Source organism: Actinomarinicola tropica (assembly GCF_009650215.1).
GTDB lineage: Bacteria > Actinomycetota > Acidimicrobiia > Acidimicrobiales > SKKL01 > Actinomarinicola > Actinomarinicola tropica.
The window spans coordinates 483417-507010 of the sequence record NZ_CP045851.1; the positions used below are offsets into that span (position 1 = coordinate 483417).

A 23594-nucleotide genomic window follows, 5' to 3' on the forward strand; every position below is an offset into this window, starting at 1 on the left:
GGATGGCGCAACCGTCGGCGTCGATGTGGGTCGTGCGGGCATCGGTCGCGATGGCGCTGGTGAACCAGGCCGGGGGGTGGGTCGCCATGGGCGTGCCCGGCGGGCGCCCACAGAACCGCTGCGGTCGCTCGTGGAGATCAACCGAGGGCGTACCGTTCGATGAGCTCCACCCCTCGAACGGTGCTCTCGTGGAGGACGAAGTGGCCGCCCGAGACGGTGACGAGCTCGGCTCCGGCCCGGGTCGCCTGCTCCCCGAACACGTCGGGCAGGAAGGTGTCAGCGCCGGCGAGGATCGTGGTGGGCGCACAGAGCTGGGGCAGGTGCTCCCAGGCCGCGGCGGCGCCGGCCGGCCCGGCGGACACCTCGAACACCTTGGCCTCCACCTCGGGAGCGCAGGCGAGGCGCACACCGTCCCCGTCCTCGACGGTCCCCCAGCGGACGTAGGCCTCGAGTGCCTCGGGGGCGAGCTGCGACAACGGCGGGCGGTCTCGATACGCTCGGATCACGGCGGCACGGTCGGGGAACCGATCCCGGCGCCGGCGAGCACCGGCCACCATGAGGTTCTCAGCCTCGGCCGGCGCCGACTCGCCCGAGATGGGGAACGCCACCGGCTCGGCCAGCAACAGGCGCGACCACCGTCCCGGATCCAGCCGGTCGACGAGCACCGCCACGGCCCCACCCAGAGATCCACCCACCCCGATGACCCCGTGCAGGCCGAGCGCGTCCAGCACCGCCACCACGTCGGCGGCGAGCTGCTCGAACGCGTAGCTGTCCGCACCGGTCGGTGCCGTCGACGCGCCGTGGCCGGGTAGGTCGATGGCGATCGGTCGGGCGAACTGACGGAGGCGATCCGCGATGGGCTGGTAGAGGCCGGCGCAGAACCCGTTCGGGTGCAACAGCACGACGGCCGGACCCGGCCCGCCCCAATCCAGCACTCGGAGCCGTATCCCTGGAGCGACGCCGACGTCGATGCGATCGGGTCCGCCGTCGTGGTCAGTCAGCATCGGTGGCAGCGTAAGCAGAAGTGCGGCTCGGTGCTCGCGGTCAGGACATGAGACGACTACGGCCGCGTGGATCACCCGGTCGGTCCGGGTCGAAGGGGGAACGGTGAAGACCACGAGACGATGGATGAGCGTGCTGCTCGTCGGGGCGCTGCTGGCGGGTGCGCGCGGTGCCGAGGACGAGTCCACGGCGGCCGACGAGGACAGCACGGTGGATGGCGGTTCCGAGGATCCGGCGGAGGCGCCGGCCGAGGAGCCGAGATCGAGGACAGCACGACCGGGGTCACGGACTCCGCGATCAAGATCGGCATCCACGCGCCGGAGACCATCGGTGGCATCGACATCGGGGATCTACTCGGCCTCGGCGACCTCACGCAGCTCTACTGGGACACGGTGAACGAGAAGGGGGGCATCCACGGGCGCAGCGTGGAGGTGACCCTGGCCGACGACGGCTACGACGCCAACGCCGCCCAGCAAGCCTGCCGGGACCTCATCGCCGACGACCTGTTCTTCGCGTCGGGCACCTTCGGGGCCGACCAGATCATCACGTGCGCGAACCTGGCCACCGATGCCCAGATGCCCTACATGAGCCTGGGCGTCGCCGAGGACGGCCTCGTCGACAAGCCGGGCTACCGGGCCATGACGATGACCTACGACGCCATGTCGGAGCTCATGGCCGAGTACGTGCTGGGCGAGGTGGTCGAGGATCCGCAAGCCCCGGTGGCCATGGTCCGCTACAACAGCCCCAGCTCAGAGGTTGCCCAGGACGCGTTCACGGCGACGATGGACGAGCTCGGCAGCAACGTGGTCGCCGCCGACGCGGTCGACAAGCAGGGGAATGCGAACGAGCTCACGGCCGAGTGCGTGAAGCTGGCGAACCTCGGTGTCGAGGTCGTGTTCATGATCCTCGTGCCCACGGCGTCAACCCAGCTCGCCCGCCTGTGCGCCGAGCAGGGCTTCACGCCCCAGTACGTGACCGTCTCCAACACCTTGTCCTGCGCCAGCGAGCCTCCGATCGGCGTGCCCGAGCTCGTGGGCTGCCGGTCGTTCTCCGCCGTCCGGGTCGACACCACCGGCAACACGCTCGCCGACGAGGCCCAGCAGGCGTGGGCGGACCGCCTTCCCCGACCGTGAGCCCCCGGACGACCTCGTGACCTTCTGGGGGCTCTTCGACGTGTACCGCGACGCCCTCGACCAGGCCGGGCCGGAGCTGAGCCGGGTCAAGTTCCTCGAGACGCTGGACTCGATGCAGTACGACAACGGCCTGGCCAACCCCATCGACTTCGGCGGGGACAGGATCGGGGCCGACAGCATCATCGTCATCGAGGCCACCGGGGAGGCACCCTGGGAGCGGGAGCTGGTGTCCGAGTGGACATCCAGCTTCGGCTGAGGACCTGAGCCGGTCGGCTCGCGCAGATGGAAGAGGCACTCACCTTCGTGGTGGTCGGGATCGCGGGGGATCCACGTACGCTCTGCTCGCGCTCGGCCTGGTGCTGGTCCACAGCGTGTCGCGGGTCCTCAACTTCGCCCAGGGAGCGTTCGGCACCCTGGCGGCCTTCGTCGCCGCCAGCATCGCCATCGGTCACGACCTGCCGTGGCCCCTGGCGGTGGTGGCTGCGGTCGTGGTCGGTGCAGCTGTTGGGGCTGCCACGGCCTGGGTGCTGCTCGGACGTGACGGCGGGATCTTGCCCCCACTGGTCGGCACGGTCGGCCTGCTCTCGGCGATCACGCTCGTCGAGGCCCGCTGGCTGGGTGGAACCCGTGACTTTCCCACGCCGGTGCACGGCAGGGGAGTCGAGCTCGCCGGCGTCGTGATCACCCCGACCCGAATCCTCGTGGTCGCGGTGGCGGCCGCGGCCGGTCTGGTGCTGTGGCTCGCCCCGCAGCGCACGCGCATCGGGCTGGCCGTGCGGGCAGGTCCGGACAACCGCGCCGGCGCTCGCATCGTCGGGCTCGACCCACGCCGCCTCGAGGTGGCGGCGTGGAGCGCGGCCGGGGTCCTCGGCGCGCTGGCCGGTGTGCTGTCGGGTTGGATGACGCAGACGATCACACCCGGGTTCCTCACCGGGGTGCTCCCCCAGGCCTTCGCCGGCGCCATGCTCGGTGGGATGGTCAGCCTTCCCGGAGCGATCCTCGGGGGGTTGGTGATCGGCGTGGCCGAGAGCCTCACCCGGCTCTATTGGGGCGATGCCCCCGGCTCGCCCGAGCTGGTGGTGTTCCTCGTGCTCGGTACGGTGCTGCTCCTTCGTCCCGAGGGGCTGTTCACGCGGGCGCGCCGTGGGCTGGCGGTCGAGGGATCGGAGTCGCTGGTTCGGCTCCTGCCCATGCTGGGCGACCCTCGACCAGGGCGGGCATCCACCACCGTCGCGTCCCCGGCCACGCCGCTGCTCGCCCTGGTCGCCGCCGTGGTGCTGGCCGGAGCGGTGGCGGGCCCCGATGCGTTCAGGCTCTCGGCGGTGCCGCTGCACGCCGTGCTCGCGCTGAGCGTGAACTTCCTCGCATCGGCCACCGGCCAGCTGTCCCTGGGACATGCTGGCCTGTTCGGCCTCGGGGCATTCGGCGCCGCCATCGCCACGACCAGCTGGGGGCTCCCACCGCTACTCGGCTTCGCCGCCGGGCCGGTGCTGGCCGGTGGCGCGGCGGCCGTGCTCGGCGCCGCGGCGCTGCGGGTGCGTGGCCTGTACCTGGCCGTGCTCAAGCTCGCGTTCGGCGTCGTCCTGCAGGCGTTCGTGTTCCCCACCGAGGCGTTCTCCCAGGGTGGCGCCGGCCTCACCGTCGCCCGCCCCGAGCTGGGTCCCTTCGACCTGGCCGACGACGGCACCTTCCTGGCAGCGTGTCTGATGCTCGCCATCCTGGTGTGGGTCGTGCTCCGCCGGTTGGAGCGCGTGCCGCTGCTGCGGGGGATGGTGGCCATCCGGGAGAACCAGACCGCCGCCGCGGCCCGGGGCATCGACGCCACCCGCCTGGGCATCGTCGGCTTCGCCATCTCGGGCGTGCTGGCCGGGCTCGCCGGCGCCACCTTCGCCTTCCGCCAGGGCATCGTCGTCGCCTCCGTCTTTCCCGTCCAGTTGTCCCTCACCCTGGTCATCTGGGTGGTGCTTGGCGGGCTCGGCTCCCGGTGGGGGGTGGTGGCGGTGACCGCTGCCTTCACGCTCGTCGACCTCTACGCCAGCGGCAGCAACCAGCTGGTCACCCTGGTCGCCGCGCTGGGCGTGGTGCTCATGATCGGCCGATACCCGCTCGGCGCCGGTGGTGCACTGCGGTCGCTCGTCGAGCGGCGGCGAGGTTCGCGGCCCGTGGTCGCCGATGGCGGCGGTGTGGCCGCGGTCTCCGATGCTCCGGTGCCGGCGCGGCCGTCCGCTCCGGTGGCGGTCCGGCTCCCTGACGACACCCTCGTGCGACCCGTGCTCCTCGCCGCTCGTGAGATCACCGTGCGATTCGGCGGGAACGTCGCCATCGACTCCCTGTCCTTCGACGTCCACCCCGGCGAGGTCGTCGGCATCCTCGGACCCAACGGCGCCGGCAAGACCACCACCTTCAACGTCGTGAGCGGGTTCGTCCCACTCTCACGCGGCGAGGTGTGGTTCCGGGGTCGGGCCGTGTCGGCGCTCAGCCCGTCCGAGCGGGCCAGGGCCGGCCTCGGACGGTCCTTCCAACAGGGTGGCCTCTGGCTGTCCGAGACCGCACACAGCAACCTGCTGATGGCCCAGTACGCCAGCGGGACCGGTGTCAGCTTCGGCGACGTGGTGAGCGTGGCGCCGGTCCAGGCCCGCATCGACCGCCGCCGCGCCGCGGTGGCCGACGAGGTGCTGGAGGTGCTGGGCCTCGGCTATGCGGCGAGGCGCCCCGTGGGCACCCTGCCCTACGGGCACCGGAAGATCCTGGAGATCGGCTGCGCAGTGGCCACCCGCCCGGTGGTGATCCTGCTCGACGAGCCGGCCGCCGGCCTGCACGGCGCCCAGAGCGAGTGGGTCGCGCAGGCCATCACCGCCCTCCGGCGCGAGCTCGGCATCACCGTCGTGGTGATCGAGCACGACGTCGCGCTCGTGCGGGAGGTGTCGGACCGCATCTACGTTCTCGACTTCGGTCGCCTGCTCACCGAGGGTCGGCCTGATGAGGTGCTCGCCCTGCCCGAGGTCATCGAGGCGTACCTCGGTCAAGGGGCGGAGCCCCGACTCGGCGGGGCGGTGGCCAGGTGACCGCTACGCTCTCGGTGCGGGGTCTGTCCGCCGGCTACGGCGGCGTGACGGTCATCCATGACGTCGACCTCGACGTGGACACTGACGCCTTCGTGGCCGTGGTCGGCGTCAACGGTGCCGGGAAGACGACCACCCTGCGGGCGATCATGGGGCTGGCAGACATCTTCGGCGGCACCGTCGAGCTGGGCGGCGAATCGCTGGTGGGAGCGCGGACCAGCGATCGGGTCCGGGCCGGCCTCGCGCTGTGCCCGGAGGGTCGGGAGGTCTTCCCCAGCCTCACCGTGGAGGAGAACCTGCTCACCGGCGCCATCGCCGGCGACGACTGGACCGGGCGGGCCGATGCGCTCGGCCGGGTGTACGAGCTCCTGCCCCGGCTCGGGGAGCGCCGGAGCCAGGCCGCCGGCACCATGTCTGGGGGCGAGCAGCAGCAGCTGGCGCTGGGGCGGGCGCTCATGAGCGGGACCACGGTCCTGCTCGTCGACGAGGCCTCGCTCGGTCTGGCACCCGTCATGGTCGACTGGGTCTTCGAGATCCTCGGCGCCATCCACGCATCAGGCACCGCGGTCATGGCCGTGGAGCAGAACATCCGCATCAGCGCGGTGGCCACACAGATCGTGGTGCTCGAGCAGGGGACCGTCACCGACCGGCTCGAGGCCGACGAGGTCGGCAGCGGATTGCACGAGGCCGCCAAGGCGGCTTACTTCGGAACCGGAGGGACCTGAAATGAGTGAGACCGAGATCGACACCACCGAGGATGCGACCCGGTGGTCGACTGGCGGGCGCTGCGCGAGCTGGTCAGCGACGATGCCGGAGAGCATGCGCGCCGGCGTCGTTCGGTGGCGCTGACCATTGCACTCGTCTCCTGAATCGGGGCGTTCGTGCTCGTGTGGATCACCTGGGACCAGGTGGCGAGCCGCAACGTCGTCGCCGACCAGCTCCCGTTCCTGGCCAGCAGCGGCCTGGCGGCCATCGTGGCCGCCATCATCGGCGGTGCCGCGTTGGTCGTGGCCTTCCTCCCGACAGGACCTGCGTCGTCCGGGTGAGCGTGGGCGGTCCCGGACGAACTAGCCGCCGACGTAGGTCTCGATGCGCTCGGCCAGCCGGTGCAGCACCGAGGCCACGGTGTCGAGCTCGTCGACCGTTGCGTCAGCGAGCAGCTCGGCGAAGATCTGCCGCCGGGCGCGGCGATGCGCCTCCAGGGCCAACCGCCCACCCTCGTCGATGACCACGACCCATCCTCGGCGGTCGGTCGGGTGCGGCTCCCGGCGGGCCAGGCCGGCCTCCTCGAGCGCCTGGACCTGCCGGCTCACCGTCGACACGTCCAGACAGAGGTGGTCGGCCAGCTCACCCACCCGCCACGACCGCTCGCCGAGGCGGACGAGCAGGACGTAGGCCGAACGGTCGAGGCGGACGCCGGCCTCGTCGGCCACCCTCTCGGTGAAGCGGGGCAGCGTCGCCCAGCGCACGACCCGGCTCAGCGAGTCGGTCAGGTCGACGACGTTCGGGGCGATCGGTTCCATCTCGGTCAGGTTACTGTGCGGAGCTGCGGAAGTTGTATCGTGCACCTTCTGGGCGATACAACGATGCGCCCGCATCCGATGTCCTGGAGGGCCTTGAACATGAACGATGCCGCAGCGGCACCTGACGCGCAGCTCACCCACCGGGAGGTCCTGGTGGTGATGAGCGGGCTCATGCTCGGCATGCTCGTGGCCGCACTCGGTCAGACCGTCGTCGCCACCGCCTTGCCGACGATCGTGGGCGAGCTCGGCGGCCAGGACCAGCTGGCGTGGGTGGTGAGCGCAACGCTGCTCACCTCCACCGCCTCGACGCCGCTGTGGGGCAAGATGAGCGACCTGTACGGCCGGCGGCCGCTGTTCCAGGCCGCCATCGTGGTCTTCCTCGTCGGGTCGGTGCTGTGCGGGCTCTCGCAGACCATGGGCCAGCTCATCGGCTTCCGCGCTGTGCAGGGCCTCGGGATCGGAGGCCTGATGGCCCTGTCGCAGGCCATCATCGGCGACATCGTCTCGCCCCGCGAGCGGGGCCGCTACCAGGGCTACATCGGCTCGGTGTTCGGCGTGTCGAGCGTCGGCGGACCGCTCATCGGCGGCTTCCTCGTCGATGGCCCGGGCTGGCGCTGGTGCTTCTACGTCGGCGTGCCCATCGGCATCGCCGCCTACGTGGTGACCAACCGGGTGCTCACCATGCCGTTCGCCCGTCGCGACCACCAAATCGACTACCTCGGGGCCGCGCTCATCGTCGGTGGCGTCTCCCTCCTGCTGCTCTTGCTCTCCCTCGGGGGCAGCGAGTTCGAGTGGGGCTCGACCGAGATCGCGGGCATGGCGGTCGGCAGCGCGGTGCTGCTCACGCTGGCCGTGGTGCAGGAGCGACGGGCGGCCGAGCCGATCATCCCGCCTCGCCTGTTCCGTATCCCGACGTTCCGGATCACCAGCCTGGCGGGCTTCATCGTCGGTGTGGCCATGTTCGGGGCCATCGTCTACCTGCCCCAGTACCTCCAGATCGTCAAGGGTCAGAGCCCCACCCGATCGGGTCTGCTCACCATCCCGCTGATGATCGGCCTCATGGGGATGTCGATCGGGTCGGGTCGGGTCATCACCCGCACCGGTCGCTACAAGGTGTTCCCGGTGGTGGGCCTGATCGTGGTGGCCATCGGCTTGTCGCTGTTCTCCCTGCTCGGCGTCGACACCCCGCTTCCGGTCGCCGGCGCCTACATGCTCGTCCTCGGAGCAGGTCTCGGCATGGTCATGCAGGTGCTCGTGCTCGCCGTCCAGAACGCGGTCGAGCACCGCGACCTCGGCACGGCGACGTCGGCGGCGACCTTCTTCCGCTCGATGGGCGGGGCCCTCGGCGTGGCCGTCTTCGGGGCGCTGCTGTCGAACCGGTTGGGCCGGTACATCCCCGAGCGACTCGCCGCTGCCGGGGTCGAAGACCGAGCCGGCGGCGGGGACCTGCTCGGGACACCGGATGCGATCGCTGCGCTGCCCGGCCCCGTGCGGGACGCCGTGCTCGGCGGCTTCGCCGACAGCCTGTCCGACATCTACACCATCGCCATCCCCATCGCGTTGGTCGGCTTCGTCGTCGTCCTGTTCCTGCCTGAGCTCCCGCTGCGCACCTCGGTTCGGGACCAGGAACCGGTGGTCACCGACGGCGAAGCGGTCAGCGCCGCTTTCGAGACCTCGTTCGTCGACGACAACGCTGACGTCCCGGATCTCACCGAGAGCGGGGTTCAGGCTTTCGACCGCCAGACCGACGCCACCGGCAACCCCTGACCGGGGGCCGCTGCCCAGCCGGGCCGGCCAGCCGGCCCGGACGGTGATACCAGTGGTACGCGGATGTTGCATCGTGCAGCACCTCGCGTGCCACCGGGAGGACCGATGACGGTCACCGACCTGCCGCCCGCCACCGATGCCGCGGAGGTGCCGGACCACCACGTGGTCATCATCGGCGCCGGCTTCGGCGGCATCGGCGCCGCCATCGAGCTCGAGCGGGCCCGTCGAGGAAGTGGCGGGGCATCCCCTCCTGGCGCTCGATCGACATGCGCCGGGTCGTCACGGACCGTTCAGGGTGGGTGAGGGTGGTCATGTTGGCTCCTTGGTCGACGTCGGTCACCGGAGGTGTCCAGGACACCGTAACCGAAACGATGTCACGGCGATACCTCGTTGTTGCATCGCCACGCAGCGGGTGGCATGGTGGGGAACCGAGGCGCGACCACGACGACTCGGTGCTGGCCGACCTGTACCGCTACTTCCACGCGGAGGAGCGGCGCCACGCCAACGCCGAGCTCGCGCTGATGCGGCGCTGGGACATGCTCGACGGCGACGGCCCTCCCGAGCCCGACATCAGCATCCGCCTGGCGATGGACTGGTTGGACCGCTACGCGGACTCGCTGCCCCTCGCGGTGCTCGGCGCGGCGATCCCGATGCTCGAGGTCGCCCTCGACGGTGCCCTGCTCAAGTTCCTCACCGACGAAGTGGCCGACCCGGTCTGCCAGCAGGTGTTCGAGCTGGTCAACAACGACGAGTCCCGGCACCTCGCGGTGGGCTACCACGTGCTCGAGGTGCTCGGTCGCGATCCCCTCCACGTCCATGCCATCACCGCGGCGCGGGTGCTGCTGTCGCCCGCGGTGCTCGCCTCGCTGCCGGCGGCCGTGCCCCTGTTCTCCCACGCCCGAGACAACATCGTGGGCATGGGTCTGGACGAGGCCAAGCTGGCCGAGGCGCTCGGTCGGTTCGAGAAGGTGGGGGACCGCCAGCCCGACGTGCGCCGGAACCCGTCGTACCTCGCACTCAAGGAGTTCGGCAAGATGGTGGTCGACCGCAGTCATCCGTACCACCTGCTGAGCGACCGGGTCACGCGGGCGATGGCCCACTACCCCCGGAGGTTGCTGCGCCGACCGCCGTCGTGGATCGACCAGCTCACCTACGAGCCCGTGGTCTGACGTGGCCGTCGATGCCATCCCTCGCCTCAACCGGTCCCAGCTGCCGGGCATCGTGGACTTCGCCGGGCCCGTGACCCCTGCGAGCACCCTGGTGGTGGCCGGCGGGGATCCCGACGCCGTCGTGGCCTGTGTGGGCTCCGACCGCGACGCTCGACGCTGTGGTCGCCCTGGCTGCCGCCGGTCGTCGAGTGAAGGTCTTCGAGGACCGACCCCGCCTCGTGCTCCCCGAGGGTCGTCGGGTGCCCGGGCGGGCCGAGCTCCTCGCGGCCGCAGCCGGACCTCGGCGCGTGGCCGCCGCCTGCAGCGCCCGGATCCCGACGCTGCCCCTGGTCCGTCGCGGCCTCGCTGGCGCGCCCGTCCGGGCCCACCGCCTCGCCGGGTCGCACCAGCGCCGCCGGCTCGTGCCCGATCCGTGGATGCGCCGTCAGCTCACGCCCTCACGCCACGACCACCGCCCCCCGCTCCGCTCCGACGGCTACTACCGGGCGCTGGCGAGCGGGCGGGCACAGCTGGTGAGCTGGCCGATCGCTCGCATCACGACCGACGGCATCCGGACCTGCGACGGGCTCGAGCACCGCATCGACCACCTCGTCGTGGCCGGCTGAGCTCCCGCCGCAGCGGCGCCTGCCCCGCCGGATCAGGCGGTGGAGGCCTCGTCCGTGGAGGCGATCTCGGCGCTGGCCATGTCGCCGAACAGGAACGCGAGCAGCTCGGGGTCGGCCAGGATCGCCCAGTCCGGCGCCATGAGCTTCGCGTACCGCTCGAAGTACAGGAGCTGCTTCGCCACGAGCACCAGCTCCTGCGGCAGGCGGACCTCGTAGCGGGTGCCGATGCGAACGATGTCGATCAGCACCTGCCCGTAGCTGATCTCCGACAGCGGCTGGCCGAGGATCGGCTCGACGATCTCGGCGATGTCGGCAGCGGACTGCTCCAGGCTCGTCGGGTTGAGCACGGCCCCATGTCGAAGATCGCTTGGGCCACCGCCTCGAAGTCGCCGGACACGAGCAGGGCCGGCAGGCCGCGCCGCACGATCTCGCGCGTCTCGTCGTCGAAGGACCCGCAGATCCCGAAGTCGAGGAAGACCACCTCGCCGTCGGTGTCGAGCATCAGGTTGCCGGCGTGCACGTCACCATGGAAGAAGCCGTGCACGAGCGCCGCCTCCAGCCACGCCCGCACCTCGCGCTTGAGCGCGGCTCCCAGGTCCCATCCGGTGGCCTGCCAGCTCGACCAGGTCGTCGATCTTGTACCCGTGCATGCGCTCCATGGTCAGCACGCGCGGGCTGGTCAGCTCCCAGTGCACCGTCGGGACCCGCACCCGCCCGGTGCGTGGCCGGCGGCGACGATCCGACCGAAGCGCTCCATGGAGCGGGCCTCGACGATGAAGTTGAGCTCCTCGCTCAGCGTGGTGGCGAAGTCCTCCACCACCGCCACCGGATTGGCCATGCGCCCCTTGGCCGAGACCTTGTCGAGGACGCGGGCGAGCTTGAGCAGGATCCGCAGGTCCGACGACAGGATCTTGCCGATCCCCGGGCGCTGGACCTTCACCACCACGTCGGACCCGTCGTGCAGGGCGGCGGCGTGGACCTGGGCGATCGACGCCGACGCCATCGGCGTGCGGTCGAACGAGGCGAACAGCTCGTCGTGGTGGCCGCCGAGCTCGGCCTCGATCACCTCCACGATGTGGCGTAGGCCACCGGGGGCACGCTGTCGAGGCACGCGCGCAGCTCGTCGGCCAGGACGTCGGGGAACAGGCCAGGGCTCGAGGCGACCAGCTGCGCGAGCTTCACGTAGGTGGGGCCGAGCTCCTCGAAGGACTGGCGGAGCGCCACCGCGCCGCGTTCGGCGCGGGGCCGCGGCCCCGGGCACAGGGTGCGCGCGGCGGCCCGGCCGAGGAGGCGAGCGGTGGAGGCGGCGCGCCCCACCTCGCGGAGTCGCAGGCGCTCGATCTCGCTCGGAACCAGACGTTCGATCCGCACGGCAACCTCCTGATGCTGATACAGTGCCGTCTCATCGTTGCATGCGGCGTCTCCCGGTGCCGCATCGGGAGCACTGGGGGTCCAGGATGACCGTGACCGAAGCGAGCCCGAAGGTGCCGCCACCACGGGCCCCCGGCGACGCCGACCCGTGGGAGGTGCAGCTCGACCTCGGGGGCAGCGGCCCCGGTGACGCAGCTCGACTGCTGGAGATCGCCTCCACCCTGGTGCGCCACGGCGCCGTGGTCGCCGTCCGGCGCGGTCCCTTCATCGTGCTGCGGCTGCGCCGACGGGCCCCCGCGCCCTCCCCGTGGCGCTGCGGCGCAGCTTCGCCGACCTCGGGCCCACGTTCGTGAAGTTCGGGCAGCTCGTCGCCTCGAGCCCCGGGCTGTTCCCCGACGTGGCCGCCAACGAAATCCGCAGCCTCCTCGACGAGGTCCCCACCATCGCGGCCCGCGACGTCCATCGCATCGTCGAGCGGGCGCTCGGCCGTCCCGTCGGCGTGGCCTTCGCCGCGTTCGACGACGTACCGCTCGCCGCCGCATCGATCGCCCAGGTCCATCGGGCCCGGCTCGCCGACGGCACCGACGTGGTCGTCAAGGTCCGCCGCCCGGGGCTCCGCAACCGGGTCGCCCGGGACACCCGGATCCTGCGGATGCTGGCGACGGTGCTGGGACGCGCCGGTGGCCGCGGTCAGATCATGAACCTGGTCGCCATCGTCGACGACTTCACCGCCACCTTGCGCTACGAGCTGGACTTCCGGAACGAGGCCCGCTGGATGGCGCAGTTCCGGTCCAACCTCGAGACCTTCGACGACAACCGCCACGTGACGACGCCCATGCCGATCGAGGGCATGTGCACCCAGCGCGTGCTGGTGATGACCTACGTGGACGGGCACCCGGTCGACCGCCTGGACCTGCTGGCCGAGTCCGGCCACGACTTCGAGGAGCTGCTGCGCCTCGGCGTGCGCGCCTGGCTCGAGTCGGCCTTCGAGCACGGCTTGTTCCACGGCGACGTGCACGCGGACAACCTGTTCCTCACCCCCGATGGCAAGGTCGCACTCCTGGACTTCGGTATTGTGGGCCACCTGGAGCCGGCGATCCGGGGGGCGCTGCGCGACGCCCTCCCCGGTCTGCTGCTCGCCGACGACCCGCGGAGCGTGGTGGAGGCGTTCTTCGCCCTCGGTGCCGTCACCGGGCTGATCGACATCGAACGTGCGGCCGAGGACGTGCGCCGGCTGGTCGCGCCGCTGTCGGAGAAGCCGCTCTCGGAGATCAGCTACGGCGAGCTGCTGTCCGACGTGTTGCAGGTGGCCGGTCGCCACCGGGTCCGTCTCCCCCGGGAGCTGGTGCTCGTGATCAAGCAGAACCTCTACTTCGAGCGCTACGCCAAGCTCCCGGCCCCCGGCTACCAGATCCTGTCCGATCCTCGCCTGCTCACGTTCCTCCTGCCCCAGTACGAGGTGCCGGTGCCGCGGCCGGTGCTCACCACCCGACCCCGCACCCGCCCGCTGGACGGCGATCCCGGTGCCGGCCTCCTCGTCGAGGCGGTCCGCGACGACCGCTTCGGCTGGGAGTACGATCCGAAGCGTCCCGAGCTGCGCAAGCTCTACGCGAAGGCCAAGCACAAGCAGTGGAACGCCAGTGTCGACATCGACTGGTCCATCGAGGTCGATCGCGAGGACCCCGGCGGGCTGTCGGAGTACCTGCCGGTGATGGCGGCCGACGCCTTCGACTCCTTCACCGATGCCCAGAAGCGCGAGGCCGGTCACGTGTTCAACACCTGGCTGACGTCGCAGTTCCTGCACGGTGAGCAGGGCGCGCTGCTCGCCACCTCCAAGCTGGTCGCCCAGGTCCCTGACGTCGACGCCAAGTTCTACGGTGCCACCCAGGTAATGGACGAGGCCCGCCACGTCGAGGCCTACGGGCGGTACCTGAACGAGAAGCTGGGCGAGATCCACCCGATCAACCCGAACCTCCAGCAGCTCCTCGAGATCATCGTGGCCGACCCGCGTTGGGACGTCACCTACCTCGGCATGCAGATCATCGTCGAGGGTCTGGCCCTGGCTGCGTTCGGGCTGATCCACCAGTTCTCGACCGAGCCGCTCATCAAGCAGATCACGCGCTACGTGATGGCCGATGAAGCCCGCCACGTCGCCTTCGGTGCCCTGGCCCTGTCCGGCTACTACGACGAGCTCACCTCGGCGGAGCGGAGGGAGCGCCAGGCCTTCGTCCTCGAGGCGTCGTGGCTGATGCGCGACCGGTTCCTGGCCACCGAGGTGTGGGAGCGTCTCGGCATCGCGCCGTCCGATGGCCTGCTCGATGCCAGCCGCTCGCCGATGATGCAGATGTTCCAGCACCTCCTCTTCGCCAAGATCACCCCGAACCTCACGAAGGTCGGGTTGATGGACGAGAAGCTGCGCGATCGCCTCGTGGCGATCGGGGCCATCCCGTCGTCGTGACCTCTCACGACGAGAGCCCGTCCGCGCTCGGGCGCGCGCGAAACTGGTGCCCATGACCGAAACCTCGTGCCTCACGGCGCTCGGTCTCCCGCCCGTCCCCTCGAAGGTCCTCGACCCGTACCTCGACGCGGCGGCCACCTGCTTCGCCCGCCACGGGTTGCGCCGCACGCGCGTGACCGACATCGCCGAAGAGGTCGGCGTCTCCCGGGTGACCGTCTACCGCCAGGTCGGCACGACGGAGGACGCCGCCCGCCTGCTGCTGGCCCGTGAGCTCGACCGGCTGGTGAACTCGGTTCTCCCGACGCTCGTCGCGGTTGAGGACGCCGACGGGATCGTCACCGTCATCGCGTCGGCGGTCGACTTCGCCGTGAACCACCCGGTGATGCGCAAGGTGCTGCAGGACGAGACCGATCTCGTCGGTGCGTTCGTCATGAGCGAGTTCAGCACCGTCCTCGACCGGCTGCTCCTCCTCGCCGAGCCCGTCGTCCGGCGCCTGGAGGTGGTCGCGGGCGCCCGGGACCTCGACGTGCCGGTGCTGGCCGAGTGGGTGGCTCGGGTGGTGCTGACCATGGTGGTCGCCCCTCCGGCGGTGCCCCCCGAGGAGTTCCTCCGCTCCGTCCTGCGCCCGCTGCTGGCGGCCGGCCGCCGTCAGGGCTGAGCCACCGGCCCGCCTTCGGCGACCTCCACGGTCCAGCGATGGTGGGGCTGCAGCCGGTAGGGCCGGGAGCGGGGCCGGTCCAGCACCCGAGCGAGGGCATCCGGGGCGAGCATGTCGTCGATGCCGCCGCGGGCTCGGGCGTCGACGGCGTCGCCCAGGGGGCCGTCGAGCAGTTCGGCGAGCATCGCCGGGAGGCTGTCGGGGTCCTCGATCATCCATGAGTGCCCGGCGCCGTCCACGGTGACGAGGGTGGCCCCCGCTGCGGCGGCGGCGCCACGGGCGAACGGGTACCAGATGGCCAGGTCCCGGTTGCTGTGCCCCACGATGACCGGGACGCCGGCCTCTCGCAGCGCCCGCAGCCGCTGGTCGGATCCCTGGTCGCCGATGGTGGCGACGAAGGCGGCGGGCAACGACGGCAGCGAGCGGAGTCGGTCGCCGAGGGAGGGCGGCGGCCAGGCGGGCGAAGGCGCCGGCGTCACGACGCGTCCGCACCAGGGTGGAGGCGATGTCCACGCCGAGCAGGCCGATGCCGAGCGGGAGCAGCCGGGGCACGGAGCGCCCGAGCCGGGTGAAGCGGTCGAACCCGCCCCCGATGGCGGCGTTGGCCGGGATCACCGCCAGCACCCGGTCGGGTTCGGCGGCAGCCACGTCGGTGACGATGCGGCTCCCGACCCGATGGCCGTCCGGGAGCACGATCTCGCGTCGGCTGCAGGCGTGGCGGCTTGTTCGTGATCGCCTCGGCGATCGAGGCCATCTCGTCCCGGGGTGCCGTGCGCTGCTCGGCCGCGATGATCGTCATGCATGCATGATACGCAACCGTCTCATCGTCTCGCGGCCGCGGCTGTTCGCTTCTCGGCGTCGGGTAGGCGGGTACCGCGATCAGCTCCGGCCAGGAGCGGGAGCGAACGCAGGATCGTCGATCGGACCGGAACCGAGCGCCGTCCCGCCGTAGAGGTGATCGAAGTCGGCGAAGATCGTGTCGAGGGGCAGGTCGGCGTACACGCCCCGGTCGAGCGTGTACTCCATGTACCGGCGACCGTCTCCGGCGAACGCGTGCAGCAGCGCGTCGCTCTGGCCGTCGAACTCGAGCGGTTCGGTCCCGAAGCGTGCGCACAGCTCGGCGTTGAACGCCGGCGACGCCTTGCGCCACCGTCCGTCGATCCAGAGGACCCCGTACCCGTGCCAGTGGAAGACGTCGGTGCCCATGCGCTCGGCCAGCACCCTCGACTGGAGGTGGTTGCGGACGTCGGCGAAGCCGAGCCGGGACGGGATGCCCGCGGCGCGGGCCCCAGCCACGAGGAGGACGGCCTTGGGTACGCACCACCGCTGGCTCCCGGCCAGGACCGCGGAGGCCCGGTAGTCGCTCCGGTCCCGGGTGATGTGGTGGGGGTCGTACCAGATGCGGTCGCGAACCGCAGCGAAGATCGCGGCCGCCCGCCCGGCATCGGAGTCGGTGCCGGCGGTCACCTCCTCGACGAACTGGCGAACGGCGGCGTCGCCGTGGTCGAGGAAGTCGGTGGCGGCGAGGTCGCGCGGCTCTGGTGGGGAGGCGGGATCGACCGCCCCAGCCTCCAGCGGGTCCTGTGGCATCCACGGTCCTGTCTCGTGTGGGAGAGTGCGGACCGCACAGTACTCCCGGCTCCTCGCCCGTGACGCCCTGGCCACGACATGCAACGCGGATCGTCCGCTGTGCCGGGGGAGGTCGGAACCCGTTAGGATCGCCGCCGTGCGCACGGGGGATACGGGATGACAGGCGTACAGGTCGAGCGTGAGGGAGCCGTGGCGCTGGTCGAGCTGCGTCGACCACCGCACAACTTCTTCGATGCGACGTTGATCTCCGAGCTCGCCACCGCCGCCGAGGAGCTGGACGCAGACCCGCACTGCCGGGCGATCGTGCTCGCCGCCGAAGGCCGCTCGTTCTGTGCCGGGGCCGACTTCTCCGGCCAGGCGCCTGCGGCAGGGTCGTTCGCATCCGGCGGCAGCGGTGCTGGTTCCGTCGGTGCGGGCTCGCTGTACCACGAGGCGCTGCGCCTCTTCGCCATCGCCACCCCGATCGTGGCCGCGGTCCACGGTCCCGCCATCGGCGGCGGGCTGGGCCTCGCATTGGTCGCCGACTTCCGCATCACCTGTCCCGAGGCCAGGTGGTCGGCGAACTTCGCCAGGCTCGGGTTCCATCCCGGGTTCGCCCTCACCGTGACGTTGCCGGAGCTGGTCGGCGGGCAGCACGCCCGCCGCCTCTTCTTCACCGGCGCCCGGATCGACGGTCGGGAGGCCGCCGCCATCGGGCTCGCCAACGAGTGCGTCGACTCCGTCGACGCCGTCCGTCCGCGGGCCGTCGAGCTGGCCACCGAGATCGCCGGCTCGGCGCCGCTGGTGGTGCAGGCGGTGAAGCGCACCCTCGCCGGCGATCGGATCGACCGGCTGCGGGCCGCCACCGACCACGAGCTGGCCGAGCAGGTCCGGCTGCTCGCCACCGACGACGCCCGCGAGGGCATCGCCGCCTACGCCGAGCGGCGCCCGCCGCAGTTCCAGGGCCGGTAGGGCACCGGTCACGACCAGGCAGTGCCAGGGGGAAGAGGATGGACCAGCTCGAGGGGAAGGTCGCCGTCGTCACCGGCGGGGGCAGCGGCATCGGCCGTGCCGTGGCCACGCAGCTCGCCGACGCGGGCATGCACGTCGTGGTCGCCGACGTGCAGGAGGACGCGCTCGACGCCACGGTCGCCGCGCTCGTCGGGGCAGGGCACCGGGCCATCGGCGTGCGCACCGACGTCTCCGACGGCGAGTCGGTGCAGGCCCTGGCCGACGCGGCGATCGCCGAGTTCGGTGCCGTGCACGTGGTCCACAACAACGCCGGCGTCGGCGTGGGCGGGCCGATCTGGACCCACACCGAGCGCGACTGGGAGTGGGTGCTCGGCGTCAACCTCTGGGGGGTCATCCACGGCATCCGCGTGTTCGTGCCGATCATGCTCGAGCAGGGCGGCCCGGCCCACGTGGTCAACACGGCGTCGATGGCCGGGCTGATCTCGGTGCCCTACCTCGGCGCCTACAACGTCTCCAAGCACGGTGTCGTCACGCTCAGCGAGACCCTCCACCGCGACCTGCGGCTGGCCGGCAGCGAGATCGGCGTGTCGGTCCTGTGCCCGGGCCTCGTGGCCACCAACATCTTCGAGTCCCAGCGCAACCGGCCGGCCGACCTCACCGACGACGGCCGGGCCACCGGCCTGTCGGCCCTGCTGGAGGGCGCCGGCGAGAGCCGGGCCACCGAGGACGCCATCGGGTCCTTCGGCCAGGTGCTCTCGCCCGACGAGGTCGGGGCCGTCGTCGTCGACGCCGTGCGCACCGACCGCTTCTACGTCCTCACCCACCCCGACACCACCCGCACGCTCGTGCGCACCCGCCTCGACGACGTCGTCGAGGCCCGCCACCCGAGCCCGCTGCGGGCCTGACCGAACCACCCCCGAACCCGCCCCCGAGGTGCACCGAACATGAGATCACCGTTGCTGGCGCCGCCGCTGCCGTCCGGCGTCGACACCACCAGCGAGCAGTTCGCCAAGAACCGAGCCGACGTCCTCGAGCAGCTCGAGGTCATCGATCAGCTCCTGGCCGAGGCCGAGGCCGGCGGCGGCGAGGCGTCGATCGCCCGGATGCGCTCGCGCGGCAAGATGCCGATCCGCGAGCGAATCGCCAACGTGCTCGACCCCGACACGCCCTTTCTCGAGATCTCGGCGCTCGCCGGCTACGGCTCGGACTACACCGTCGGCGGCGGCATGGTCGTCGGCATCGGCGTCATCGCCGGCGTCGAGTGCGTGATCATGGGCAACGACCCCTCCGTGCTCGGCGGGGCCCTGACCCCCTACGCGGGCAAGAAGTGGTCGCGGGCCATCGAGATCGCCCGCGACAACCACATGCCCTACATCAGCTTCGTGGAGTCGGCCGGCGCCGACCTGCGCATGGGCGGGGCGGGCAGCAGCGGGCCGAAGACCCAGACCACCCACTTCGCCGAGTCCGGCCGGCCGTTCTACGAGATGATCGAGCTGTCGAAGCTCGGCATCCCGTCGGTATGCGTCGTGTTCGGCTCCTCGACGGCCGGCGGCGCCTACCAGCCCGGCCTCTCCGACTACGTCATCGTCATCAAGGAGCAGTCGAAGGTCTTCCTCGCCGGCCCGCCGCTGGTGAAGATGGCCACGGGCGAGGAGTCCGACGACGAAACCCTGGGCGGTGCCGCGCTGCACGCCGAGGTGTCCGGCCTCGGCGACTACTTCGCCGAGGACGAGATGGACGCCCTGCGCCTGTGCCGCGAGGTCGTGTCCCATCTCGATGTCGCCAAGCCCGGACCCGAGTCGACCGGTCCCGGCGACCCGCCGATCCACGACCCCGAGGAGCTGCTCGGGCTGGTCAGCCGGGACCTGCGCCAGCCGGTGGACGTGCGTGACGTGATCGCCCGCAGCGTGGACGGCTCCCGGTTCGAGGAGTTCAAGCCCCGGTGGGGGCCGTCGATGATCTGCGGCTGGGCCGAGATCCACGGCTACCCGGTGGGCATCCTCGGGAACAACGGCGTGATCTACCCGGACTCCGCCCAGAAGGCCGCGCACTTCATCCAGCTGTGCAACCAGATCGACACGCCGCTGGTGTTCCTCCAGAACATCACCGGCTTCATGGTCGGCAAGGACTTCGAGGCCGCGGGCATCGTGAAGAAGGGCTCGCAGATGATCAACGCGGTCACCAACTCCACGGTGCCGCACCTCACGGTCATCATCGGCTCGAGCTACGGGGCCGGCACGTACGGGATGTCGGGCCGCGCCTTCGGCAACCGGTTCACGTTCCTGTGGCCCACGGCCAAGATCGCCGTCATGGGCCCGAAGCAGATCGCCGGCGTCATGTCGATCGTCCGCCGGGGCCAGGCCGCTCGCAAGGGGGAGCCCTTCGACGAGGAGCAGGACGCCGCCATCGTGGCCATGGTCGAGGACGCCCAGGAGAAGGGATCGCTCGCCCTGGTCGCCACCGGGGCCATCAGCGACGACGGGATCATCGATCCGCGCGACACCCGCACGGTGCTTGGCCTCACCCTGTCCGCCGTCCGCAACCGCCCCATCGAGGGCGCCGCCAGCTACGGGGTGTTCCGCCTGTGACCCGCTCCCTCTCCTCCGTCCTCGTCGCCAACCGCGGCGAGATCGCCCGGCGGGTGTTCCGTACGGCCCGGGCCATGGGCATGCGCTGCATCGCCGTCTACGTCGACGCCGATGCGGGCGCGCCCTTCGTCACCGAGGCCGACGAGGCCGTCCGCCTCCCCGACGGCGGCTACCTCGACCCGGCGGCGGTCGTGGCCGCCGCCCGGGCTGCGGGCGCCGACGCCATCCACCCCGGCTACGGCTTCCTGTCGGAGAACGCCGGGTTCGCCCGGGCCGTCATCGACGCCGGCATCGCCTGGGTCGGTCCGACGCCCGAGGTCATCGAGTCGATGGGCGACAAGCTGGCGGCCAAGAACATCGCCATCGAGGCCGGGGTGCCCACCCTGCCCTCCTCCGACGACCCCGCCACGGTGGGCGACGTCGGGTTCCCGCTGCTGGTCAAGGCGGCGGCGGGCGGTGGCGGCAAGGGCATGCGCATCGTGGAGTCCGAGGCCGACCTGGCCGAGGCCGTGGCCGCCGCCCAACGCGAGGCCAAGGGCGCCTTCGGCGACGACCGCGTCTTCCTCGAGCGCTACGTGCCGCGGGCCCGCCACATCGAGATCCAGATCCTCGGCGACGAGCACGGCAACCTCATCCACCTGGGCGAGCGCGAGTGCTCCATCCAGCGCCGCCACCAGAAGGTGATCGAGGAGTCGCCGTCCCCGGTCATCGACGCCGAGCAGCGGGCGGCCATGGGGGAGTCGGCGCTGAAGCTGGCCCGCACCCTCGGCTACCGCTCGGCGGGCACGGTCGAGTTCCTCTACGACGAGGACCGCCGGGAGTTCTCCTTCCTCGAGGTCAACACCCGCCTGCAGGTCGAGCACCCGGTCACCGAGGAGGTCACCGGCATCGACCTGGTGCGCGAGCAGCTGCGCATCGCCGCCGGCGAGACCCTCGACCACGACCAGGACGCGGTCACCTTCGCGGGCCACGCCATCGAGGCCCGCCTCTACGCCGAGGACCCGGCGGCGGGCTTCCTGCCGGCCACCGGTGCCCTCGTCGCCTACGAGGAGCCCGTCGACCCGGCCGTCCGCTGGGACAGCGGCGTCACCCAGGGCTCGGTCGTCGGCGTCGACTTCGACCCGATGCTGGCCAAGGTCGTCGCCCACGGCCCGACCCGGGCCGAGGCCGCCGGCCGGCTGGCGCTGGCCCTCGAGCGGCTGCACCTCGGCGGCGTGGTCACCAACCGGGCCTTCCTCGCCGAGACGCTGCGCACGCCCGAATTCCTGGCCGGCGACACCACCACCGACTTCATCGAGCGGGTCGAGCCGCTGCGCGCCCTCGTCCTCGACGAGGAGGGCGTCCGGAGCGCCGCCGTGGCCGCCGCCCTGTGGATCCAGGGCCGCAACCGCGTCGAGGCGGGCGTGCTCGCCAGCCTGCCGAGCGGCTGGCGCAACTCGCCCATGCCGCCCGAGCGGGTCGTGCTCCGCCACGGCGACCACGACGTCGAGGTCACCTACCAGTCCCGCCGCGACGGCTCGTTCGCGGTGGGGGAGGGCACGGCCCGGATCCACGCCTGGTCGCCCACCGGGATCGACGTCGAGGTCGACGGCCGCCGGCGCCACGCCCGGGTCACCGCCGTCGCCGACGCCGTCCACGTGCAGGTCCCGACGGGGACGGTCTCGTTCCAGGTCGTCCCGCGGTTCGTGCCCCCGGGCGCCGATCTCACCGGCGGCGGCCTCCACGCCCCGATGCCGGGCGCGGTGCTCGACGTGCGCTGCGCCGTCGGCGACCGGGTCGAGGCCGGCCAGGTGCTGGTGGTGCTCGAGGCCATGAAGATGGAGCACCACGTCCGCGCGCCCGTCGCCGGCGTGGTGTCCGAGATCCGGGTCGCCGCCGGCGACCAGGTCGACAACGGCGCGACGCTGCTCGTGATCGACGCCGACGAGGAAGGAGGGGACGCCTGATGGCCGACCCGATCCGCATCGCCAACTGCTCCGGCTTCTACGGCGACCGCCTGTCGGCGGCCCGCGAGATGGTCGAGGGCGGCCCGATCGACGTGCTCACCGGCGACTGGCTGGCCGAGCTCACCATGCTGATCCTCCAGCGCACCCGGGCCAAGCGCCCGAACGGCGGCTACGCCCGCAGCTTCGTCGCCCAGATGGAGCAGGTCATGGGCACCTGCCTCGACCAGGGCATCAAGGTGGTCTCCAACGCCGGTGGCCTCGATCCCGACGGCTGCGCCGACGCGGTGGCCGAGGTGGCCGACAAGCTCGGCCTGTCGCCCACCATCGCCTACGTGAGCGGCGACGACATCCTCGGCCGCCTCGACGAGCTGGTGGCCGCGGGCATCGACCTCGCCCACTTCGACACCGGCGAGCCCATCGGCGACATCTCGCGGTTCATCACCGCCAACGCCTACCTGGGGTGCTGGGGTATCGTCGAGGCGCTGAACGCCGGAGCCGACATCGTCGTCACCGGCCGCACCACCGACGCCGCGGTCGTGTGCGGGCCGGCGGCGTGGCACCACGGCTGGGCCCGCGACGACTGGGACGCCCTCGCCGGCGCCGTGGTCGCCGGCCACGTCATCGAGTGCGGCACCCAGGCCACGGGCGGCAACTACTCGTTCTTCACCGAGGTGCAGGGGCTGACCCGCACCGGGTTCCCGTGGGCGGAGATCGCGGCCGACGGCTCGACGGTGATCGGCAAGCACGACGGCACCGGCGGCGAGGTCTCGGTGGGCACCGTGACGTCGCAGCTGCTGTACGAGATCGCGTCGCCGGCCTACCTCGGCCCCGACGTCACCGCCCGCTTCGACACCATCGAGCTGGAGCAGACCGGCCCCGACCGGGTGCGCATCAGCGGGACCAAGGGCGAGCCCCCGCCCCCCACGCTCAAGGTGGCGATGAACGAGCTCGGCGGCTTCCGCAACGAGGTCGGCGTCGCCCTGGTCGGCCTCGACATCGAGGCGAAGGCGGCGCTGATCGAGGCCGCGTTCTGGGAGGTTCTGCCGTACTCGCCCGAGGACTACGCGTCGGTGAGCACCCGCCTGGTGCGCACCGACAAGGAGGACCCGGAGACCAACGAGGAGGCGATGGCCCAGTGGCGGCTGTCGCTCAAGGACCCCGACGAGCGCAAGGTCGGCCGGGCCGTCTTCGACGCCACGGTCGAGCTCGGGCTGTCCACCATCCCCGGCTTCACCGGCCTCGGCGGCGGCGATCAGCACGCCCGCCCCTACGGGGTGTACCGCCCCGCCGTGGTGCCCGCCGACCTCGTGCCCCAGCACGTCGTCGTGCTCGGCGGCGGGAGCCGCACCGTGGTCGAGTCCACCGCACCCGCTGGCGACGTCACGGTCGAGGCCCGCCCCGGCCCGTCGGCCGAGGCGCCGAGCGGCGACACCGTCCGGGCCCCGATCGGGACGATCCTCGGCGCCCGCTCCGGCGACAAGGGCGGCAACGCCAACCTCGGCGTGTTCGCCCGCACCGACGAGGCGTGGGCGTGGCTCGATCAGTTCCTCACCGCCGAGAAGCTGGCCGAGCTGCTGCCCGAGGCGGCCCCACTGCGCATCGACCGGCACCGGCTGGCGTCGTTCCGCTCCCTCAACTTCGTGATCCACGGCCTGCTCGAGGAGGGCGTGGCCGCGTCGACCCGCAAGGACCCGCAGGCCAAGAGCCTAGGCGAATGGCTGCGCGCCCGCCACGTCGACATTCCCACCGCACTCCTGGAAGGACGCTGACC

The 23594-nt window shown here is 71.7% G+C and carries 25 protein-coding genes; 16 read left to right on the forward strand and 9 right to left on the reverse strand.

Features of this window, described 5'->3' with window-relative positions:
* Window positions 1–137: 137 nt before the first annotated feature.
* Window positions 138–1004 carry an alpha/beta fold hydrolase gene (locus GH723_RS02440; protein WP_153758158.1) on the reverse strand — a complete coding sequence of 289 codons (867 nt, stop codon included), beginning with the start codon at window positions 1002–1004 and terminating at the stop codon, window positions 138–140.
* A gap of 120 nt (window positions 1005–1124) precedes the next feature.
* Between GH723_RS02440 and GH723_RS02445 the strand changes: the two genes are divergently transcribed.
* The 5 genes from GH723_RS02445 to GH723_RS02465 all read left to right on the forward strand — a co-directional run bounded on the left by GH723_RS02445 (window position 1125) and on the right by GH723_RS02465 (window position 6243).
* A complete protein-coding gene (locus tag GH723_RS02445; RefSeq protein ID WP_153758159.1) occupies window positions 1125–2135 on the forward strand; it encodes an ABC transporter substrate-binding protein in 1011 nt (336 codons plus the stop codon).
* A 16-nt stretch (window positions 2136–2151) separates the two neighbouring features.
* Window positions 2152–2391: a hypothetical protein gene (locus tag GH723_RS02450; RefSeq protein WP_153758160.1), complete on the forward strand. Its 240-nt coding sequence runs from the start codon at window positions 2152–2154 to the stop codon at window positions 2389–2391.
* A gap of 82 nt (window positions 2392–2473) precedes the next feature.
* Entirely contained in the window at window positions 2474–5200 is a 2727-nt protein-coding gene (locus tag GH723_RS02455; RefSeq protein ID WP_324248607.1) for an ABC transporter permease subunit, read from the forward strand.
* Entirely contained in the window at window positions 5197–5922 is a 726-nt protein-coding gene (locus GH723_RS02460) for an ABC transporter ATP-binding protein (RefSeq protein ID WP_153758162.1), read from the forward strand. The genes GH723_RS02455 and GH723_RS02460 overlap by 4 nt, the downstream gene beginning before the upstream one ends.
* A 156-nt stretch (window positions 5923–6078) precedes the next feature.
* Complete coding sequence (locus tag GH723_RS02465; RefSeq protein ID WP_153758163.1) at window positions 6079–6243, forward strand: hypothetical protein; 165 nt, start codon at window positions 6079–6081, stop codon at window positions 6241–6243.
* Between the two features lie 21 nt (window positions 6244–6264).
* Here GH723_RS02465 and GH723_RS02470 read toward each other — a convergent pair whose 3' ends face one another.
* Window positions 6265–6720 (reverse strand): MarR family winged helix-turn-helix transcriptional regulator, encoded by a 456-nt coding sequence (locus tag GH723_RS02470; protein ID WP_195210477.1) that lies wholly within the window; start codon window positions 6718–6720, stop codon window positions 6265–6267.
* 15 nt (window positions 6721–6735) lie between these two features.
* Between GH723_RS02470 and GH723_RS02475 the strand changes: the two genes are divergently transcribed.
* The 3 genes from GH723_RS02475 to GH723_RS02485 all read left to right on the forward strand — a co-directional run bounded on the left by GH723_RS02475 (window position 6736) and on the right by GH723_RS02485 (window position 10261).
* Window positions 6736–8487: an MDR family MFS transporter gene (locus tag GH723_RS02475; protein ID WP_229022982.1), complete on the forward strand. Its 1752-nt coding sequence runs from the start codon at window positions 6736–6738 to the stop codon at window positions 8485–8487.
* Window positions 8488–8939: 452 nt separating this feature from the next.
* Window positions 8940–9656, forward strand: a complete 717-nt coding sequence (locus GH723_RS02480) for a ferritin-like domain-containing protein (RefSeq protein ID WP_153758166.1) — start codon at window positions 8940–8942, stop codon at window positions 9654–9656.
* A gap of 158 nt (window positions 9657–9814) precedes the next feature.
* Window positions 9815–10261, forward strand: coding sequence for an NAD(P)/FAD-dependent oxidoreductase (locus tag GH723_RS02485; RefSeq protein WP_153758167.1), 447 nt, complete (start codon window positions 9815–9817; stop codon window positions 10259–10261).
* Between the two features lie 32 nt (window positions 10262–10293).
* Here the strand turns inward: GH723_RS02485 and GH723_RS02490 are convergent, their stop codons facing one another.
* Genes GH723_RS02490 through GH723_RS18400 form a run of 5 tightly spaced genes read right to left on the reverse strand, consistent with a single transcriptional unit; the run spans window position 10294 to window position 11632 of the window.
* A complete protein-coding gene (locus tag GH723_RS02490; RefSeq protein WP_153758168.1) occupies window positions 10294–10608 on the reverse strand; it encodes a hypothetical protein in 315 nt (104 codons plus the stop codon).
* Complete coding sequence (locus GH723_RS19155) at window positions 10503–10856, reverse strand: AarF/UbiB family protein (RefSeq protein WP_153761040.1); 354 nt, start codon at window positions 10854–10856, stop codon at window positions 10503–10505. The genes GH723_RS02490 and GH723_RS19155 overlap by 106 nt, the downstream gene beginning before the upstream one ends.
* Window positions 10783–10971, reverse strand: a complete 189-nt coding sequence (locus tag GH723_RS19160) for an AarF/UbiB family protein (RefSeq protein ID WP_407650238.1) — start codon at window positions 10969–10971, stop codon at window positions 10783–10785. The genes GH723_RS19155 and GH723_RS19160 overlap by 74 nt, the downstream gene beginning before the upstream one ends.
* A complete protein-coding gene (locus GH723_RS19165) occupies window positions 10941–11333 on the reverse strand; it encodes an AarF/UbiB family protein (RefSeq protein WP_195210480.1) in 393 nt (130 codons plus the stop codon). The genes GH723_RS19160 and GH723_RS19165 overlap by 31 nt, the downstream gene beginning before the upstream one ends.
* Window positions 11324–11632, reverse strand: coding sequence for a hypothetical protein (locus tag GH723_RS18400; protein WP_195210481.1), 309 nt, complete (start codon window positions 11630–11632; stop codon window positions 11324–11326). Before GH723_RS18400 ends, GH723_RS19165 begins: the two co-directional genes overlap by 10 nt.
* 86 nt (window positions 11633–11718) lie before the next feature.
* On the opposite strand from GH723_RS18400, the gene GH723_RS02505 reads away from it, so the two are divergent.
* From GH723_RS02505 to GH723_RS02515, 3 genes are read left to right on the forward strand one after another with little or no spacing between them, the layout of a single operon-like run.
* On the forward strand, window positions 11719–11985 hold the full coding sequence (locus tag GH723_RS02505) for a hypothetical protein (RefSeq protein WP_229022983.1): 267 nt from the start codon (window positions 11719–11721) through the stop codon (window positions 11983–11985).
* Window positions 11940–14090, forward strand: a complete 2151-nt coding sequence (locus GH723_RS02510; protein ID WP_153758171.1) for an AarF/UbiB family protein — start codon at window positions 11940–11942, stop codon at window positions 14088–14090. Before GH723_RS02505 ends, GH723_RS02510 begins: the two co-directional genes overlap by 46 nt.
* A 52-nt stretch (window positions 14091–14142) precedes the next feature.
* On the forward strand, window positions 14143–14748 hold the full coding sequence (locus GH723_RS02515) for a TetR/AcrR family transcriptional regulator (protein WP_153758172.1): 606 nt from the start codon (window positions 14143–14145) through the stop codon (window positions 14746–14748).
* On the opposite strand, the gene GH723_RS02520 is transcribed toward GH723_RS02515, so the two are convergent.
* Window positions 14739–15227, reverse strand: coding sequence for an alpha/beta fold hydrolase (locus tag GH723_RS02520; RefSeq protein WP_153758173.1), 489 nt, complete (start codon window positions 15225–15227; stop codon window positions 14739–14741). The genes GH723_RS02515 and GH723_RS02520 overlap by 10 nt on opposite strands.
* A 400-nt stretch (window positions 15228–15627) precedes the next feature.
* On the reverse strand, window positions 15628–16338 hold the full coding sequence (locus GH723_RS02525; RefSeq protein WP_153758174.1) for a transglutaminase-like domain-containing protein: 711 nt from the start codon (window positions 16336–16338) through the stop codon (window positions 15628–15630).
* A gap of 156 nt (window positions 16339–16494) precedes the next feature.
* On the opposite strand from GH723_RS02525, the gene GH723_RS02530 reads away from it, so the two are divergent.
* The 5 genes from GH723_RS02530 to GH723_RS02550 are packed head-to-tail and all read left to right on the forward strand — an operon-like array spanning window position 16495 to window position 23592.
* Window positions 16495–17289 (forward strand): enoyl-CoA hydratase/isomerase family protein, encoded by a 795-nt coding sequence (locus tag GH723_RS02530; RefSeq protein ID WP_153758175.1) that lies wholly within the window; start codon window positions 16495–16497, stop codon window positions 17287–17289.
* A 38-nt stretch (window positions 17290–17327) separates the two neighbouring features.
* A complete protein-coding gene (locus GH723_RS02535; protein ID WP_153758176.1) occupies window positions 17328–18194 on the forward strand; it encodes an SDR family NAD(P)-dependent oxidoreductase in 867 nt (288 codons plus the stop codon).
* Between the two features lie 39 nt (window positions 18195–18233).
* Entirely contained in the window at window positions 18234–19877 is a 1644-nt protein-coding gene (locus GH723_RS02540) for an acyl-CoA carboxylase subunit beta (RefSeq protein WP_153758177.1), read from the forward strand.
* Complete coding sequence (locus GH723_RS02545; protein WP_229022984.1) at window positions 19874–21823, forward strand: acetyl/propionyl/methylcrotonyl-CoA carboxylase subunit alpha; 1950 nt, start codon at window positions 19874–19876, stop codon at window positions 21821–21823. The genes GH723_RS02540 and GH723_RS02545 overlap by 4 nt, the downstream gene beginning before the upstream one ends.
* Window positions 21823–23592, forward strand: coding sequence for an acyclic terpene utilization AtuA family protein (locus GH723_RS02550; RefSeq protein ID WP_153758178.1), 1770 nt, complete (start codon window positions 21823–21825; stop codon window positions 23590–23592). The genes GH723_RS02545 and GH723_RS02550 overlap by 1 nt, the downstream gene beginning before the upstream one ends.
* Window positions 23593–23594: the final 2 nt, after the last annotated feature.